Source organism: Aeromonas sp. CD, assembly GCF_033349375.1.
Lineage (GTDB): Bacteria > Pseudomonadota > Gammaproteobacteria > Enterobacterales > Aeromonadaceae > Aeromonas > Aeromonas hydrophila.
Genome location: NZ_CP137631.1, coordinates 352,501 through 366,081 on the forward strand (window position 1 = coordinate 352,501; position 13,581 = coordinate 366,081).

Here is a 13,581-nt window from a genome sequence, read left to right on the forward strand (position 1 = left end):
ACCGTGAGGGAAAGGCGAAAAGAACCCCTGTGAGGGGAGTGAAATAGAACCTGAAACCGTGTACGTACAAGCAGTGGGAGCCCTTCGGGGTGACTGCGTACCTTTTGTATAATGGGTCAGCGACTTACATTTTGTAGCGAGGTTAACCGTATAGGGGAGCCGTAGGGAAACCGAGTCTTAACTGGGCGTCTAGTTGCAAGGTGTAGACCCGAAACCGGGTGATCTAGCCATGGGCAGGTTGAAGGTTGAGTAACATCAACTGGAGGACCGAACCCACTAACGTTGCAAAGTTAGGGGATGACCTGTGGCTGGGGGTGAAAGGCCAATCAAACTCGGAGATAGCTGGTTCTCCCCGAAAGCTATTTAGGTAGCGCCTCGGACGAATACTACTGGGGGTAGAGCACTGTTTGGGCTAGGGGGTCATCCCGACTTACCAACCCCATGCAAACTCCGAATACCAGTAAGTAATATCCGGGAGACACACGGCGGGTGCTAACGTCCGTCGTGAAGAGGGAAACAACCCAGACCGCCGGCTAAGGTCCCAAAGTTCTGGTTAAGTGGGAAACGATGTGGGAAGGCTCAGACAGCTAGGATGTTGGCTTAGAAGCAGCCATCATTTAAAGAAAGCGTAATAGCTCACTAGTCGAGTCGGCCTGCGCGGAAGATGTAACGGGGCTCAAACCAGGCACCGAAGCCGCGGATTCACACTAAGTGTGAGTGGTAGGGGAGCGTTCTGTAAGTCTGCGAAGGTGTGTCGAGAGGCATGCTGGAGATATCAGAAGTGCGAATGCTGACGTAAGTAACGATAAAGGGGGTGAAAAGCCTCCTCGCCGGAAGACCAAGGGTTCCTGTCCAACGTTAATCGGGGCAGGGTGAGTCGACCCCTAAGGCGAGGCCGAAAGGCGTAGTCGATGGGAAGCAGGTTAATATTCCTGCACGACTTGTAATTGCGATGGGGGGACGGAGAAGGCTAGGTGGGCCAGGCGACGGTTGTCCTGGTGAAAGTGCGTAGGTGGTGTTTCTAGGCAAATCCGGAGACACAACACTGAGACACGAGACGAACACACTACGGTGTGGAAGCCATTGATGCCCTGCTTCCAGGAAAAGCCTCTAAGCTTCAGATTACAAGTCATCGTACCCCAAACCGACACAGGTGGTCGGGTAGAGAATACCAAGGCGCTTGAGAGAACTCGGGTGAAGGAACTAGGCAAAATAGAACCGTAACTTCGGGAGAAGGTTCGCTCTTGACAGTGAAGTCCCTTGCGGATGGAGCAGTTGGGAGTCGCAGTGACCAGATGGCTGGGACTGTTTATCAAAAACACAGCACTCTGCAAACACGAAAGTGGACGTATAGGGTGTGACACCTGCCCGGTGCCGGAAGGTTAATTGATGGGGTTAGCGCAAGCGAAGCTCTTGATCGAAGCCCCGGTAAACGGCGGCCGTAACTATAACGGTCCTAAGGTAGCGAAATTCCTTGTCGGGTAAGTTCCGACCTGCACGAATGGTGTAACCATGGCCATGCTGTCTCCACCCGAGACTCAGTGAAATCGAATTCGCCGTGAAGATGCGGTGTACCCGCGGCTAGACGGAAAGACCCCGTGAACCTTTACTACAGCTTGGCACTGAACATTGAACCTACATGTGTAGGATAGGTGGGAGGCTTTGAAGGCGTGACGCCAGTTGCGCTGGAGCCGTCCTTGAAATACCACCCTTGTATGTTTGATGTTCTAACGCAGGCCCATGAATCTGGGTCGCGGACAGTGCCTGGTGGGTAGTTTGACTGGGGCGGTCTCCTCCCAAAGAGTAACGGAGGAGCACGAAGGTTGGCTAATCCTGGTCGGACATCAGGAGGTTAGTGCAATGGCATAAGCCAGCTTAACTGCGAGACGGACAGGTCGAGCAGGTACGAAAGTAGGTCATAGTGATCCGGTGGTTCTGAATGGAAGGGCCATCGCTCAACGGATAAAAGGTACTCCGGGGATAACAGGCTGATACCGCCCAAGAGTTCATATCGACGGCGGTGTTTGGCACCTCGATGTCGGCTCATCACATCCTGGGGCTGAAGTCGGTCCCAAGGGTATGGCTGTTCGCCATTTAAAGTGGTACGCGAGCTGGGTTCAGAACGTCGTGAGACAGTTCGGTCCCTATCTGCCGTGGGCGTTGGATGATTGAAGGGAGTTGCTCCTAGTACGAGAGGACCGGAGTGAACGAACCTCTGGTGTTCGGGTTGTCACGCCAGTGGCACTGCCCGGTAGCTAAGTTCGGAATCGATAACCGCTGAAAGCATCTAAGCGGGAAGCGAGCCCTGAGATGAGTCATCCCTGACCCCTTGAGGGTCCTAAAGGGCCGTTGGAGACCACAACGTTGATAGGTGGGGTGTGTAAGCGCGGCGACGTGTTGAGCTAACCCATACTAATTACCCGTGAGGCTTAACCATACAACACCCAAGAAGTGTTTCTGGCCTTGTAGCGAATGAGTGAACTACTAATTCAGTGATAGCGACCACCTCACCAGGTGACAGTTGTTATTCACGTCAGCTTTCCGAGATTGAAGAATTTGCCTGGCGGCCATAGCGCCGTGGAACCACCTGAACCCATGCCGAACTCAGAAGTGAAACGCGGTAGCGCCGATGGTAGTGTGGCATTCGCCATGCGAGAGTAGGACACTGCCAGGCACCCAATTAAACGGTGATGTGAAGAATCACATTACTGGCTGCGAGGATGACACCTCAATGAAGCGGCAGACAATTTAGCAAAAAGCTAACCAGACAGCGGAGCGGTAGTTCAGTCGGTTAGAATACCGGCCTGTCACGCCGGGGGTCGCGGGTTCGAGTCCCGTCCGCTCCGCCACTACTTAAGAAGCCCAGTCTAACGACTGGGCTTTTTTTCGTTTCCGACACCGCGCTCATGTTCCCCGAATTGCCTCTTTTGTCCTCACGGGACTCAGTAAAACACGCAGAGCCAGACGGTGGTCATGTCGGGATGGGTCCATTCCACCCTGTGTTTCTGGCGGGCGGGAAAGTTGATGTGGTCGCTGGCAATGAGCCAGCTTTGCGGCTGGGAGCCTTTCTTGATTGAAGATACACCATTTAAGAAGGTCTGAGCGAATGGAGGGGAGCTTTGTGGGTAGTGACTTGCCGGCTGCAGTACTAACCCAAAGCCGCGTTCGCGAAGCGGGGTTGAGAGGAGCTGGTATCTTGGCTGACATGAATATGGGAGCCGAGATCGAGGGGCACACACTATGTGCTGTGGCAGCGAATAGAGTCCTATGTCATTGACCCGCTCTGGTACAAAATGCACATAAAGAAAAGGGGACGGCGGCTGCCGTCCCCTCAAGTCATCTAGTCCAGTCCATGAACTGCAACGCTCCCTGCAATCCCTGACTTTATCCTGATCCTTCGGAATATCCCCTTCCCAATCCGTTGAGGTGTCCTGTGGCCATCCTAGCCTGGCAATCGCTCCTGATTGCTGCACTCTCTCCATCCTGGAGGTGTCCGTTACCACATCCCGTGGTGCTCCTTGCGTCATCCTGACAGACAACCGTCCGGGTTGTCTCGCCTCATCCTGAAGCTGTCCTGCTCGCTTCCTGCGAGGTCCATATTCTTCCTGAAGAGCAATAATCTGTTTGCTCTGCCTCATCCCGAGGTGTCCGCAACCACGTCCCGTGGTGTCCTGCAATCCGTTTGATAACCGTCCTGATTATCGGCCTCATCCTGAGGTGTTCCCTACCCACACCCTGTGGTTTATTCCCTGCTTATGCGCTGTTTCCGCATCCTGCCGAATCAGCTCCGTCCTTGTGAGACCCATATTAAGGGAACCAGGGGGCGGAACAAGGGAGGTCCCGGCGTTATTGGCGTGGTGATAACGGATTAATGACCAATACTACAGAGATAAAATCATATAAATCATGGAATTAGTTTGTTTCACAGGAAAGCATGTGGATTCAAAGATGGCTTCGCGTACGGTTCGACACAGTGGCCTCTTACAGCTGCCATGGCGGATCTCTTACACGCAAAAACGGGGCGAAAACGATGGTACAAGCAGGCTCAATTCGGTGGGTAAGACTTAAAAATTAGTTGAATAAATATGCTCAAAAAGAATACAAAAAGCCGGGCTTGGCCCGGCTTTTTCTGAGGTGGTCAGCTGACACGGCTACCCGGTGTCGGATATGCCTTGCGCAAGGACTCAGGCGCCAGCACTTCAAGGTTCCCGCTCATGTTGTTGAGCCAGGTACGGAACTCGGGGGTGTCCTGCACCTCGGTTTCTACCACCACGCTGCGCTTGTCGTAGCGGGTCATACGCGGGTTGTGGCCAGGGATCTGCCCGTCGACCAGGGTCGGGCAGTTGGCATCGATGCGACCGACGAAGCGGATCGGTCCGCTGACATCCTGGTACCCCTGATCGCGGATCAGTTTCTGGATATTGAAATCCTTCGGCTGGGTCGCGCTGAAGTTGGTCAGCTCCACGTTCTTGATGTGATCAAACGGGATACCGTAGACCTTGGGATCCAGCTCGGACAGGGTGCAGAGCAACGTCGGCCCTTCCGCCTGATTCAGGATACCGAGCGGATTGATGCGGTCGTAGCAGAGCCATACCGTGCGCTCCTTGATGACACGCTGGATCTCGGCACTGAACTTGCGACCGCGCCACAATGCATCGCGGATCAGGGTGCTGCGGCGGATCTCCGGGTTGCCAGCAAACGGACGCGGTGACTGGTGCACGCTCTCGAGCCAGCGTTCAGCCAGTTCGCTCTGGCTGTCGCGGATCACCTGGCTGGCCTTGTCGACCAAGGGGTTCAGTTCGGTCAGTACGCTGGCCGGCAACAGCTGGCTGGCCTGATCGCTCCAGGTTTTCAGCGCCACTGCCAGCGACAGCGGCATGATGTTGGCAAAATCGTTGAGGCCATGGCGCTCGAAGCACCAGCCGTGTGGTTTGCTGCGTTCATCCGAGGTGAGATCGAACAACCCCATGCCGGACATCTCTTCCAGGTCCCGTTGCACGGTACGCAGACTGACATGGATGCCTTCTTCTTCCAGTTTTACCTGGAGTTGGCTGGCGGTCAGCTTGTAAGGGCGGTGCGGGATGCAACGCGCCAAGGTCAGTTGTCGTAACAGCTTCTTACTCATGGTGCATGCCTTCACTGGTTTAGCGTTGAGTGTATCCTAGCCATGCCTTGCGACAGTCTATGTCGCAAGTTTTGCTGCGACAACTGTCGCCATTTTCATACAAACCAAGCTAACCACATGATCCTAAACATAATTGCCATCATTTTGGGCAGCAATCGAGGCTAAAAAATGATGAAAATTCACCAAATGAAAGTGCTGTCTTACGGATTTGGGATAGAGGAAAAAACAGAAATGACGGGGAAATGCAGAATATGATGTGGAGGGGATGGTACCGGTACCCCTCCATTAGGCTGGTATTTTTTGGCTGGATCAGGCCAGCCAGGACAGGGCGGATTTGGTGATGGCGGCGCCCACCATGTAGCCAAATACCGCCAGGGCAGCGAGGCCGGCCACCAGCTTCTGGCTGCGCGCAGGGCGCTTGAGTGCCATGACGCCGAGGCCGATGTAAACCACCAGAGCGATCAGCTTGGCCATCAGCCAGGGTTGTTGGCCTGGGCTCATTTGCAGGGTCACCGCCAGCAGCACCCCGAACAGCAACAGGAAGGTGTCGTTGACATGGGGCAGGATCTTCAGCCACTTCTGCTGCAGGCGGGCACTGCCCCCCAGGGCCAGCAGCCAGCGATAGAGGAACAGCAGCACGCTGACCAGCGCCAGCGTCATGTGCAGGTGTTTGAGCATGGGGTAATAGGCAATCATATTGCTTCCTTGTCGTTGTCGGGCAGACCGCTGTTCCAGTTGTGAGCGTGAATGCGCTCTTGTCCTTCCTGATCGTCTTGCAGCAGATCGGAGAGGATGTCCCGGTATTGCAGGCTCTTGTTGATATAGGTGTGTTCGTCGTCCAGGTAGTTGACTTGCTCCCGCAGCAGCCAGTTGTCGTGCTGCTTGAAGGTCTGTCCGGCCCGCCAGGCCTGGTTGGCCCGAAAGCCGAGCTGGGTCAGGGCTTCTACCCCCAGATCCACGGCAGAACCCAGGGTTTCCCGGTACACGCTGCCCACGCCCTGGCGCAGGATTTCGTGAGCATGGGGACGATCCTGGGCTCGCGCCAGTATCTTAAGGTGCGGGAAGTGTTTCTTCACCATTTCAATCACTTCGAGTGACGTGGCCGGATCGTTGATGGAAAGCACCAGCAGCTTGGCCTTGTGGGCGCCGGCGGCGTGCAGCAGGTCAAGCCGGCTGGCATCGCCATAGAACACCTGATAGCCATACTTGCGCAGCATCTCGATCTGGCTGGCATCCTGCTCGAGGATGGTGGTGCCGATGCCGTGGCCGTGCAGCAGACGGCCCACGATCTGACCGAAACGGCCGAAGCCGGCGATGATGACCGGGTGCTCCACCAGCTCCGGCTGCTCGTGCTGCGGCAATTCACTCTGGTTGCGATAGTCGAACCAGGGCTGGATGACCCGATCGTTGAGGATCAGCAGCAGCGGCGTCAGCGCCATGGAGAGCGCCACCACCAGCGTCAGCAGGGCGATGGTATCCCCCGGCAGCACCTTGTTCTGGGCAGCGAACGAGAACAGCACGAAGGCGAACTCCCCGCCCTGGGCCAGCGCCAGCCCGAAGGTCCAGCGCTGACTCGGCGAGATGCGAATGGCAAAGCCGAGCGCCATCAGCACCAGCCACTTGAGCACCATCAGGCCGACCACCAGAGCCGGGATCAGCAGCGGGTGCTCGGCAAACAGCCCGAAGTTGATGCCGGCGCCCACCGACATGAAGAAGAGGCCGAGCAGCAGTCCCTTGAACGGCTCTATGTCTGCCTCCAGCTCGTGGCGATATTCGCTGTCCGCCAGCACCACGCCGGCGAGGAAGGAGCCGAGAGCGGGGGAGAGGCCGACCGATTCCATCAACACGGCGATGGCGATCACCAGCAGCAGGGCGGCGGCGACGAAGATCTCCCGCATGTGGGACTGGGCGATGGCGCGAAACACCGGTCGCATCAGGTAATGACCACCCAGCACTATGCCGGAGATGGCGGCCACCACCAGCAGGCCGTGTTGCCAGCCGGCCAGCTCCGAGCTGCCGCTGCTGGCCACCGGCGCGATGGCCAGCAGCGGCAGGATCGCCAGGATGGGAATGACGGCGATGTCCTGGAACAGTAGCACGGCGAAGGCGGAGCGGCCGCTCTCGCTCTGCATCAGTTTGCGCTCCTGCAGGCTCTGCAGCACGATGGCGGTGGAGGAGAGCGCCAGGATGAGGCCGATGGCCAGCCCCTGTTGCCAGGGCAGGCCGATGAGGTGGGCCACGCCGGTCAGGGCGGCCGTGGTCAGCAGCACCTGCAGCCCGCCGGTGCCGAGGATCGGTCCCTTCAGCTGCCACAGCAGCGCCGGCCTGAGTTCCAGCCCGACCAGAAACAGCATCAACACCACCCCGAACTCGGCGAAGTGCATCACATCCTTCTGTTCACCCACCAGCCCCAGCAGGAAGGGGCCTATGATGATGCCCGCCAGCAGGTAACCGAGCACGGAGCCCAGCCCCCAGCGTTTGGCCAGCGGCACCGCGATCACCGCGGCGGAGAGGTAGATGAAGGCATCGAACAGCAAACCATGTCCCATCAGCGGATCCTCCGTACTGTGGTGGAGGCCGATGTCGGCAGGCCGGGCCGTCGCCCGGATCGAGAGCGGGTCATGAGAGTACCTCCAGCAGATCGCGCAGATAGGGGCTGCCGGCAAGCTGGGCCGGGGTCAGCTGTTCGTCGCGCAGGGCACACAGCAACTGGCGATAGTCCTGGCCACAGCGGCGCAGCGCCTCCTGATCCCGGATCTTGTGAAAGGAGTGCAGCACGAATGGCGGCAACCAGCTCATGCCGCACAGCTGGGCCGTCTGCCGGAACGGCAGCAGAAAGTCGAGCAGCGGGCGCTGGTTGTAGCCTTCACTGCAATAAGACTCGGGGGCGCCGCCGGTGGTGATGGCTGACAGCCACTGCTTGCCGTTGAGAGCGTGGGCTTCCGGGCCGTAGGCGTAGCCATACTCCAGCACCAGATCCATCCACTCCTTCATGATGGCCGGGCAGGAGTACCAGTAGAAGGGGTGCTGGAACACGATGATGTCGTGTTCAGACAGCAGGGCCTGCTCCCGCTTCACGTTGATGAACATGTTGGGGTAGTGCTGGTAGAGGTCGTGCAGGGTGACGCCTTCCAGGCCATCGATGGCCTGCAGCAGCTGTTTGTTGGCCCGGGAGCTCTGCAGCGCCGGGTGTGAAAAGATAACCAGAATGCGTTTCATGGGTTCCTGATCTGAAGAGGGGCCAAATACCGGTGCAAGCGACCGGCGAAAAAAAAGATGCATTGAGCAGCGACGTTATCAAGAAGCGCCATGGCTCGCCAGTTCCGGGATCAGCTCGCGCAGCGCCGGATTGAGGGTCTGGTGGGCGGGATAGCAGAGGCCGATGCGCCGGAACATCCGTGGCCCGCGCACCGGCACGGTACACAGACCCGCTTCGTCCTCCACCAGCCCGTCCGGCAGAAAGCTGATGCCGACCCCGGCCAGCACCAGCGCCATCACCAGCCCCTTGCTCTCGGCCTTGGCCACCAGATTGAGGGTCAGTCGGTCACAGGCCAGCAGGCCTATGGTCTGCTGATGGGCTTCGCAGGGAGGGCACTCAATAAAATCATAATGTTGCAGCTCGGCCAACTCGAGTTGCGGGCGGCTGGCGAGGGGATGGTCGCTTCGCACGCACAAGACATAATCCTCCTCCCACAGCGGCAGGAAGATTTCGTCTTCGCGGCGCAGGGCATCCAGGGTCAGTCGACAGTCGGCAGGCGTCCCGTAATCGGAGAGGGTGAGATCCAGCTCGGGCAGCACAGCCTGCACCTGCTGCAGTAATCCCGCCACCCGCCGCCGGCTCAGGTCCGGCATGATGGCCATGTTGAGCCGCGCACGCGTCGCCTTCTGGCGAAACAGCGCCGGCAGCCGGCGCGCCTCTTCCACCAGCTTGACCGCGTAGGGATAGAGGTAATGGGCCTGATCCCTGGCCGCCACCCCCTTCTTGCCCCGAATGAACAGGCTGTCACCCAGGGTCTCTTCCAGCTGGCGCAGCCCCGCCGAGAGGGAGGGCTGGCTGACGTGGCAGCGTTCGGCCGCCGCCGTGATGTTCTTCTCTTCATAGATGGCGATGAAGAAGCGCAGCAGTCTCAAATCCAGCATAAGCCCAACCATAGTTTTTTCAGATGATAACCAGCGGAAAACAATATTTATCACTGATGGATGCAGTGACTATAGTGATCCCGTTCCGTGCTGGCCAGCCGCTTGTTTGCTCAAACCGACTCTTGAATCAGAAGGAAAACATCATGTCCAAGCCTCTCGTCGTGATCACCGGTGCCTCCGCCGGGATCGGTGCCGCCATCGCCCGCGCCTTCTCCGCCACCGGCCATCCGCTGCTGCTGCTGGCCCGCCGGGTCGAGCCCATGCAGGCGCTGGTGCTGCCCGATACCCTCTGCATCGGGGTCGATGTGACCGACACTGCCGCCATGAAGGCCGCCATCCAGCAGGCCGAGGCGCAATTCGGCCCGGTCGGCTGCCTGGTCAACAACGCCGGCGTCATGCTGCTGGGACAGGCCGACGTGCAGGACCCGGTGGAGTGGCAGCAGATGCTCAACATCAACGTGATGGGGGTATTGAACGGTGTTCACGCCGTGCTGGCCGGCATGAAGGCCCGCCGCAGTGGCACCATCATCAACATCAGCTCCATCGCTGGTCGCAAGACCTTCCCGAACCATGCCGCCTACTGCGCCACCAAGTTCGCGGTGCACGCCCTGACCGAGAACATCCGGGAAGAGGTGGCCGATGTTGGCGTGCGGATGGTGACCATAGCCCCGGGCGCGGTGGAAACCGAGCTGCTCAGCCACACCACGGACGAGAGCATCAAGGCCGGCTACCACGACTGGAAGGATCAGATGGGGGGCGTCATTGCGCCTGAGGTGATCGCCGACGCCGTGCTCTATGCATGGAGCCAGCCGGCCAATGTCTGCGTGCGCGAGATCGTGCTGGCGGCCACCCGTCAGCAACCTTGATGGCGGCTGACTGGAAGCGGGGGAGGGCTTGACCCTCCCCCTGGGCCAAGGGTTACCATATGCCACCTTTCGTCAATGAGTCGTCTCATGGTTCTGACCCGTCGCCAACTCGCTCGCGCCCGCCGCTGGCTCCCCCTGTGGAGTCTGCTGATGGTGCTGATGTCGTTTGGCAGCCGGGCGGCGACCGATCTCTGTACCCTGACGCCTCATTGCAGCCAGAGCGAACGTACCCTGGAGAAGGCCATGCCCTGCGGCAGCTTCACCTCGGCGCTCGCCATGACGGTGCTCACCGGCGACAGCCTGACGGTTGCCATGCTGGAACCCGATACCCCGGATTTCATCTCCCCCTCCCAGTTCATGCCGGATGTTCCGACCGACCGGCTGGAGCGTCCGCCCCGTCATCTCGGTTGAGTCGAGTCCCCCTGTTTTTTGGGCATTTCTTCTTATCCGAGGTGAGTTATGTACAAGTCCCTGTTATTGGCCGTGCTGGCCGGTACCGTCAGTTTTTCTGCTCTGGCAACCGAGCAGATGACCGTCTACAAGTCCCAGTATTGCGGCTGCTGCAAGACCTGGATCAAGCACATGGAAGAGAACGGCTTTGAGGTCAAGGTCGTCGAAACCGAGCAGCTTGAACCGGTCAAGCAGCAGTACGGCATCACTCCGCAGCTGGCTTCCTGCCACACCGGGGTGGTGAACGGCTATGTGGTGGAGGGGCATGTACCCGCCGCCGACGTGCAGAAGCTGCTCAAGGAAAAACCGGCGATCCGCGGCCTGACCATTCCGGGCATGCCCCAGAGTGCGCCAGGCATGGATATTCCGGGTCAGCCCTATCAGGTGCTGAGCATCAGCAACGAGGGCGCGACCAAGGTCTGGTCGAGCTACCCCGGCTGATGAAAACTGGCCGTGAGCAGACACACTTCCATCATGTGAGGCACACCTGAGCGAGCCCGTGTCGCTCACGGTCAGGTATGGGGGCCGCCATCGCGAGATGGCGGCCCTTTTACATCAGGGCGCGGGAGAACTTGCAACTGAAGGCGACAAGGGGCAGATTGATCCCCTGTCCAAGGAGCCAAGGCTCAGGTCCGCCAACCCTTTTACAGCGCAAAGGATGCGACATGTTCACCTTTTCCCGAGGGCTTCTGCTGCTGGCTTGTCTGGCCGCCGTTCCCTGTTCATATGCCAATGATGAGTCCGCCATGCCCACAAGCGACACCCTGATCCAGCCTCCCGTGGCCGCCAAACACCCTCACGCCATCAAGAAACACGGGGATACCCGGGTCGACAACTACTACTGGCTGCGCGATGACGAGCGCCAGAAACCCGAGGTGCTGGCCTACCTCGAGGCTGAAAATGCCTACACCGACGCCATGCTCAAACCGATCAAGCCGCTGCGCGACCAGCTCTATCAGGAGATGGTGGCCCGCATTCCGCAGCAGGACGAGTCGGTGCCCTACGTGAAAAACGGCTACCGCTACCAGACCCGCTACGAGCCGGGCAAGGAGTACGCCATCTATTCGCGCAGCAAGCTGGGTGAAGAGGCTGCGAGCCTGCTGCTGGACGGCAACCAGCGTGCCGAAGGCCACGAGTTCTACGCCCTGGGGGCGCTCGAGGTGAGCCGCAACAATCGCTGGCTGGCGGTGGTGGAAGATTTCCTCTCCCGCCGTCAGTACCAGATCCAGTTCCTCGACCTGGAGAGCGGCAAATGGGCCACTGACACGCTGGAGAACACCTCCGGCAATCTGGTTTGGGCCAACGACAGCAAGACGGTGTTCTACGTGCGCAAGCACCCCAAGACGCTGCTGCCCTACCAGGTCTATCGCCATGAGCTGGGCACGGATCCAGCCAAGGATCAGCTGGTCTATGAGGAGAAGGATGACTCCTTCTATGTGAGCCTCTACGCCACCACCTCGGAAGATTTCATCGTCATCGCCCTCTCCAGCACCACCTCAGGCGAGGCGCGCCTCATCGATGCCAACGTGCCGACCCAGGCGCCGCGGCTGTTCCTGCCGCGCCAGGTGGATCACGAATACAGCCTGGATCACTACCGCGGCCGCTTCTATGTGCGTTCCAACAAGGACGGCAAGAACTTCGGCCTCTACGAGACCAAGGAGAGCCCGGTGGATCGCTGGAAGGCGGTGATCGCCCCCAATCCGGACGTGCTGCTGGAGAGCTATGCCCTGTTCAAGGAGTGGCTGGTACTGGAGGAGCGCAGTCAGGGACTGACCCGGCTGCGGCAGGTCAACTGGCAGAGTGGCGAGCAGAAGGAGATTGCCTTCGACGATCCGGCCTATGTCACCTGGCTCGCCTACAACCCGGAGCCGGATACCAGCGCCCTGCGCTATGGCTACTCCTCCATGACCACCCCCTCGTCCACCTACGAGCTCGATCTGAACAGCGGCAAGCGCACCCTGCTCAAGCAGCAGCCGGTGGCAGGCTTCAAGGCCGACCAGTATGCCAGCGAGCGGCTCTGGATCACCGCCCGTGACGGTGTGGCCGTGCCGGTGTCGCTGGTCTATCGCAAGGACAAGTTCAAGCAAGAGGGGGCCGGTGCGCACACCAATCCGCTGCTGGTCTACGGCTACGGCTCCTACGGTGCCAGCATGGACCCGGACTTCAGCAGCGCCCGGCTGAGCCTGCTGGACCGCGGCTTCGTCTACGCCATCGCCCACATCCGTGGCGGCGAGGAGCTGGGGCGCCACTGGTATGAAGATGGCAAGCTGCTGAAAAAGCAGAACACCTTCAATGACTTCATCGACGTGACCGAGGCGCTGGTGGCACAGGGCTACGGCGCCAGGGATCAGGTCTACGCCATGGGCGGCAGCGCCGGTGGCCTGCTGATGGGGGCCGTCATCAATCAGGCGCCCCAGCTCTATCGCGGCGTGGTGGCCCAGGTGCCGTTCGTCGACGTGGTCACCACCATGCTGGACGAGTCCATTCCCCTCACCACCGGGGAGTACGACGAGTGGGGCAACCCGAACCAGAAGCGCTACTACGACTACATGAAGGCCTACAGCCCCTACGATCAGGTCAAGGCGCAGGCCTATCCCAACCTGCTGGTGACCACCGGCTTGCACGACTCCCAGGTGCAGTACTGGGAGCCGGCCAAGTGGGTCGCCAAGCTGCGCGAGCTGAAGACGGATGATAACAAGTTGTTGCTGAGCACCGACATGGACGCCGGCCACGGCGGCAAGTCGGGTCGCTTCAAGGCCTACGAGGATATCGCGCTGGAGTTCGCGTTTATTCTGGATCTGGCCAAGCCACAAGCATAAGTCACCACAGTTGCAGCCCTTGCCAGTCAAGGGCTGCAAAAGAATCTCACTCCTCCCACTCTGTCTGCCGACCGGTAGCACATCCAATTAATCTCTGATCAGTAAATTAATGATCGGCTTCAAATTTCTCGTCATCCATATCCATCATTTTGTGTTTTTGTTTGATTTATGTTGGCGCCGT

General features: G+C 59.1%; 9 protein-coding genes, 1 tRNA gene, 2 rRNA genes and 1 pseudogene (1 of these 13 only partly in view). 7 read left to right on the forward strand and 6 right to left on the reverse strand.

The features are described from left to right. From R2E40_RS01590 to R2E40_RS01600, 3 genes are all read left to right on the forward strand, one after another. Positions 1-2,437, forward strand: a 23S ribosomal RNA gene (locus tag R2E40_RS01590); it begins 452 nt to the left of the window's first position. Between the two features lie 122 nt (positions 2,438-2,559). Beyond that, a 5S ribosomal RNA gene (rrf, locus tag R2E40_RS01595) occupies positions 2,560-2,674 on the forward strand. Positions 2,675-2,772: 98 nt separating this feature from the next. Beyond that, a tRNA-Asp gene (locus R2E40_RS01600) sits at positions 2,773-2,849 on the forward strand. A gap of 93 nt (positions 2,850-2,942) precedes the next feature. On the opposite strand, the pseudogene R2E40_RS01605 reads toward R2E40_RS01600, so the two are convergent. The 6 genes and pseudogenes from R2E40_RS01605 to R2E40_RS01630 form a co-directional block, all read right to left on the reverse strand. Continuing rightward, positions 2,943-3,032, reverse strand: a pseudogene (locus R2E40_RS01605) (phosphoribosylaminoimidazole carboxylase); the annotation flags it as partial. 1,106 nt (positions 3,033-4,138) lie between these two features. Further along, entirely contained in the window at positions 4,139-5,125 is a 987-nt protein-coding gene (locus R2E40_RS01610) for a helix-turn-helix transcriptional regulator (RefSeq protein WP_005308002.1), read from the reverse strand. A 309-nt stretch (positions 5,126-5,434) separates the two neighbouring features. After that, positions 5,435-5,821: a SirB2 family protein gene (locus R2E40_RS01615; RefSeq protein WP_016349116.1), complete on the reverse strand. Its 387-nt coding sequence runs from the start codon at positions 5,819-5,821 to the stop codon at positions 5,435-5,437. Then, complete coding sequence (locus R2E40_RS01620; RefSeq protein ID WP_029304384.1) at positions 5,818-7,674, reverse strand: monovalent cation:proton antiporter-2 (CPA2) family protein; 1,857 nt, start codon at positions 7,672-7,674, stop codon at positions 5,818-5,820. Before R2E40_RS01620 ends, R2E40_RS01615 begins: the two co-directional genes overlap by 4 nt. 70 nt (positions 7,675-7,744) lie before the next feature. Next, positions 7,745-8,344 (reverse strand): NAD(P)H-dependent oxidoreductase, encoded by a 600-nt coding sequence (locus R2E40_RS01625; RefSeq protein WP_016349118.1) that lies wholly within the window; start codon positions 8,342-8,344, stop codon positions 7,745-7,747. 78 nt (positions 8,345-8,422) lie between these two features. Next, on the reverse strand, positions 8,423-9,265 hold the full coding sequence (locus R2E40_RS01630; protein WP_201886846.1) for a LysR family transcriptional regulator: 843 nt from the start codon (positions 9,263-9,265) through the stop codon (positions 8,423-8,425). A gap of 143 nt (positions 9,266-9,408) precedes the next feature. Here R2E40_RS01630 and R2E40_RS01635 point away from each other — a divergent pair, with 143 nt between their 5' ends. The 4 genes from R2E40_RS01635 to R2E40_RS01650 all read left to right on the forward strand — a co-directional run bounded on the left by R2E40_RS01635 (position 9,409) and on the right by R2E40_RS01650 (position 13,400). Beyond that, positions 9,409-10,131 carry an SDR family oxidoreductase gene (locus R2E40_RS01635; RefSeq protein ID WP_318164598.1) on the forward strand — a complete coding sequence of 241 codons (723 nt, stop codon included), beginning with the start codon at positions 9,409-9,411 and terminating at the stop codon, positions 10,129-10,131. Positions 10,132-10,218: 87 nt separating this feature from the next. Beyond that, entirely contained in the window at positions 10,219-10,542 is a 324-nt protein-coding gene (locus tag R2E40_RS01640) for a hypothetical protein (RefSeq protein WP_011704326.1), read from the forward strand. A gap of 48 nt (positions 10,543-10,590) precedes the next feature. After that, entirely contained in the window at positions 10,591-11,022 is a 432-nt protein-coding gene (locus R2E40_RS01645) for a DUF411 domain-containing protein (RefSeq protein ID WP_011704327.1), read from the forward strand. Positions 11,023-11,246: 224 nt separating this feature from the next. Beyond that, positions 11,247-13,400: a S9 family peptidase gene (locus tag R2E40_RS01650; protein WP_318164599.1), complete on the forward strand. Its 2,154-nt coding sequence runs from the start codon at positions 11,247-11,249 to the stop codon at positions 13,398-13,400. Positions 13,401-13,581 lie beyond the last annotated feature (181 nt).

What these genes read in the sequence shown, in the direction of transcription:
- R2E40_RS01610 (WP_005308002.1), bottom strand. Translation starts at nt 5,125, where the DNA reads ATGAGTAAGAAGCTGTTACGACAACTGACCTTGGCGCGTTGCATCCCG.
- R2E40_RS01615 (WP_016349116.1), bottom strand. Translation starts at nt 5,821, where the DNA reads ATGATTGCCTATTACCCCATGCTCAAACACCTGCACATGACGCTGGCG.
- R2E40_RS01620 (WP_029304384.1), bottom strand. Translation starts at nt 7,674, where the DNA reads ATGGGACATGGTTTGCTGTTCGATGCCTTCATCTACCTCTCCGCCGCG.
- R2E40_RS01625 (WP_016349118.1), bottom strand. Translation starts at nt 8,344, where the DNA reads ATGAAACGCATTCTGGTTATCTTTTCACACCCGGCGCTGCAGAGCTCC.
- R2E40_RS01630 (WP_201886846.1), bottom strand. Translation starts at nt 9,265, where the DNA reads ATGCTGGATTTGAGACTGCTGCGCTTCTTCATCGCCATCTATGAAGAG.
- R2E40_RS01635 (WP_318164598.1), top strand. Translation starts at nt 9,409, where the DNA reads ATGTCCAAGCCTCTCGTCGTGATCACCGGTGCCTCCGCCGGGATCGGT.
- R2E40_RS01640 (WP_011704326.1), top strand. Translation starts at nt 10,219, where the DNA reads ATGGTTCTGACCCGTCGCCAACTCGCTCGCGCCCGCCGCTGGCTCCCC.
- R2E40_RS01645 (WP_011704327.1), top strand. Translation starts at nt 10,591, where the DNA reads ATGTACAAGTCCCTGTTATTGGCCGTGCTGGCCGGTACCGTCAGTTTT.
- R2E40_RS01650 (WP_318164599.1), top strand. Translation starts at nt 11,247, where the DNA reads ATGTTCACCTTTTCCCGAGGGCTTCTGCTGCTGGCTTGTCTGGCCGCC.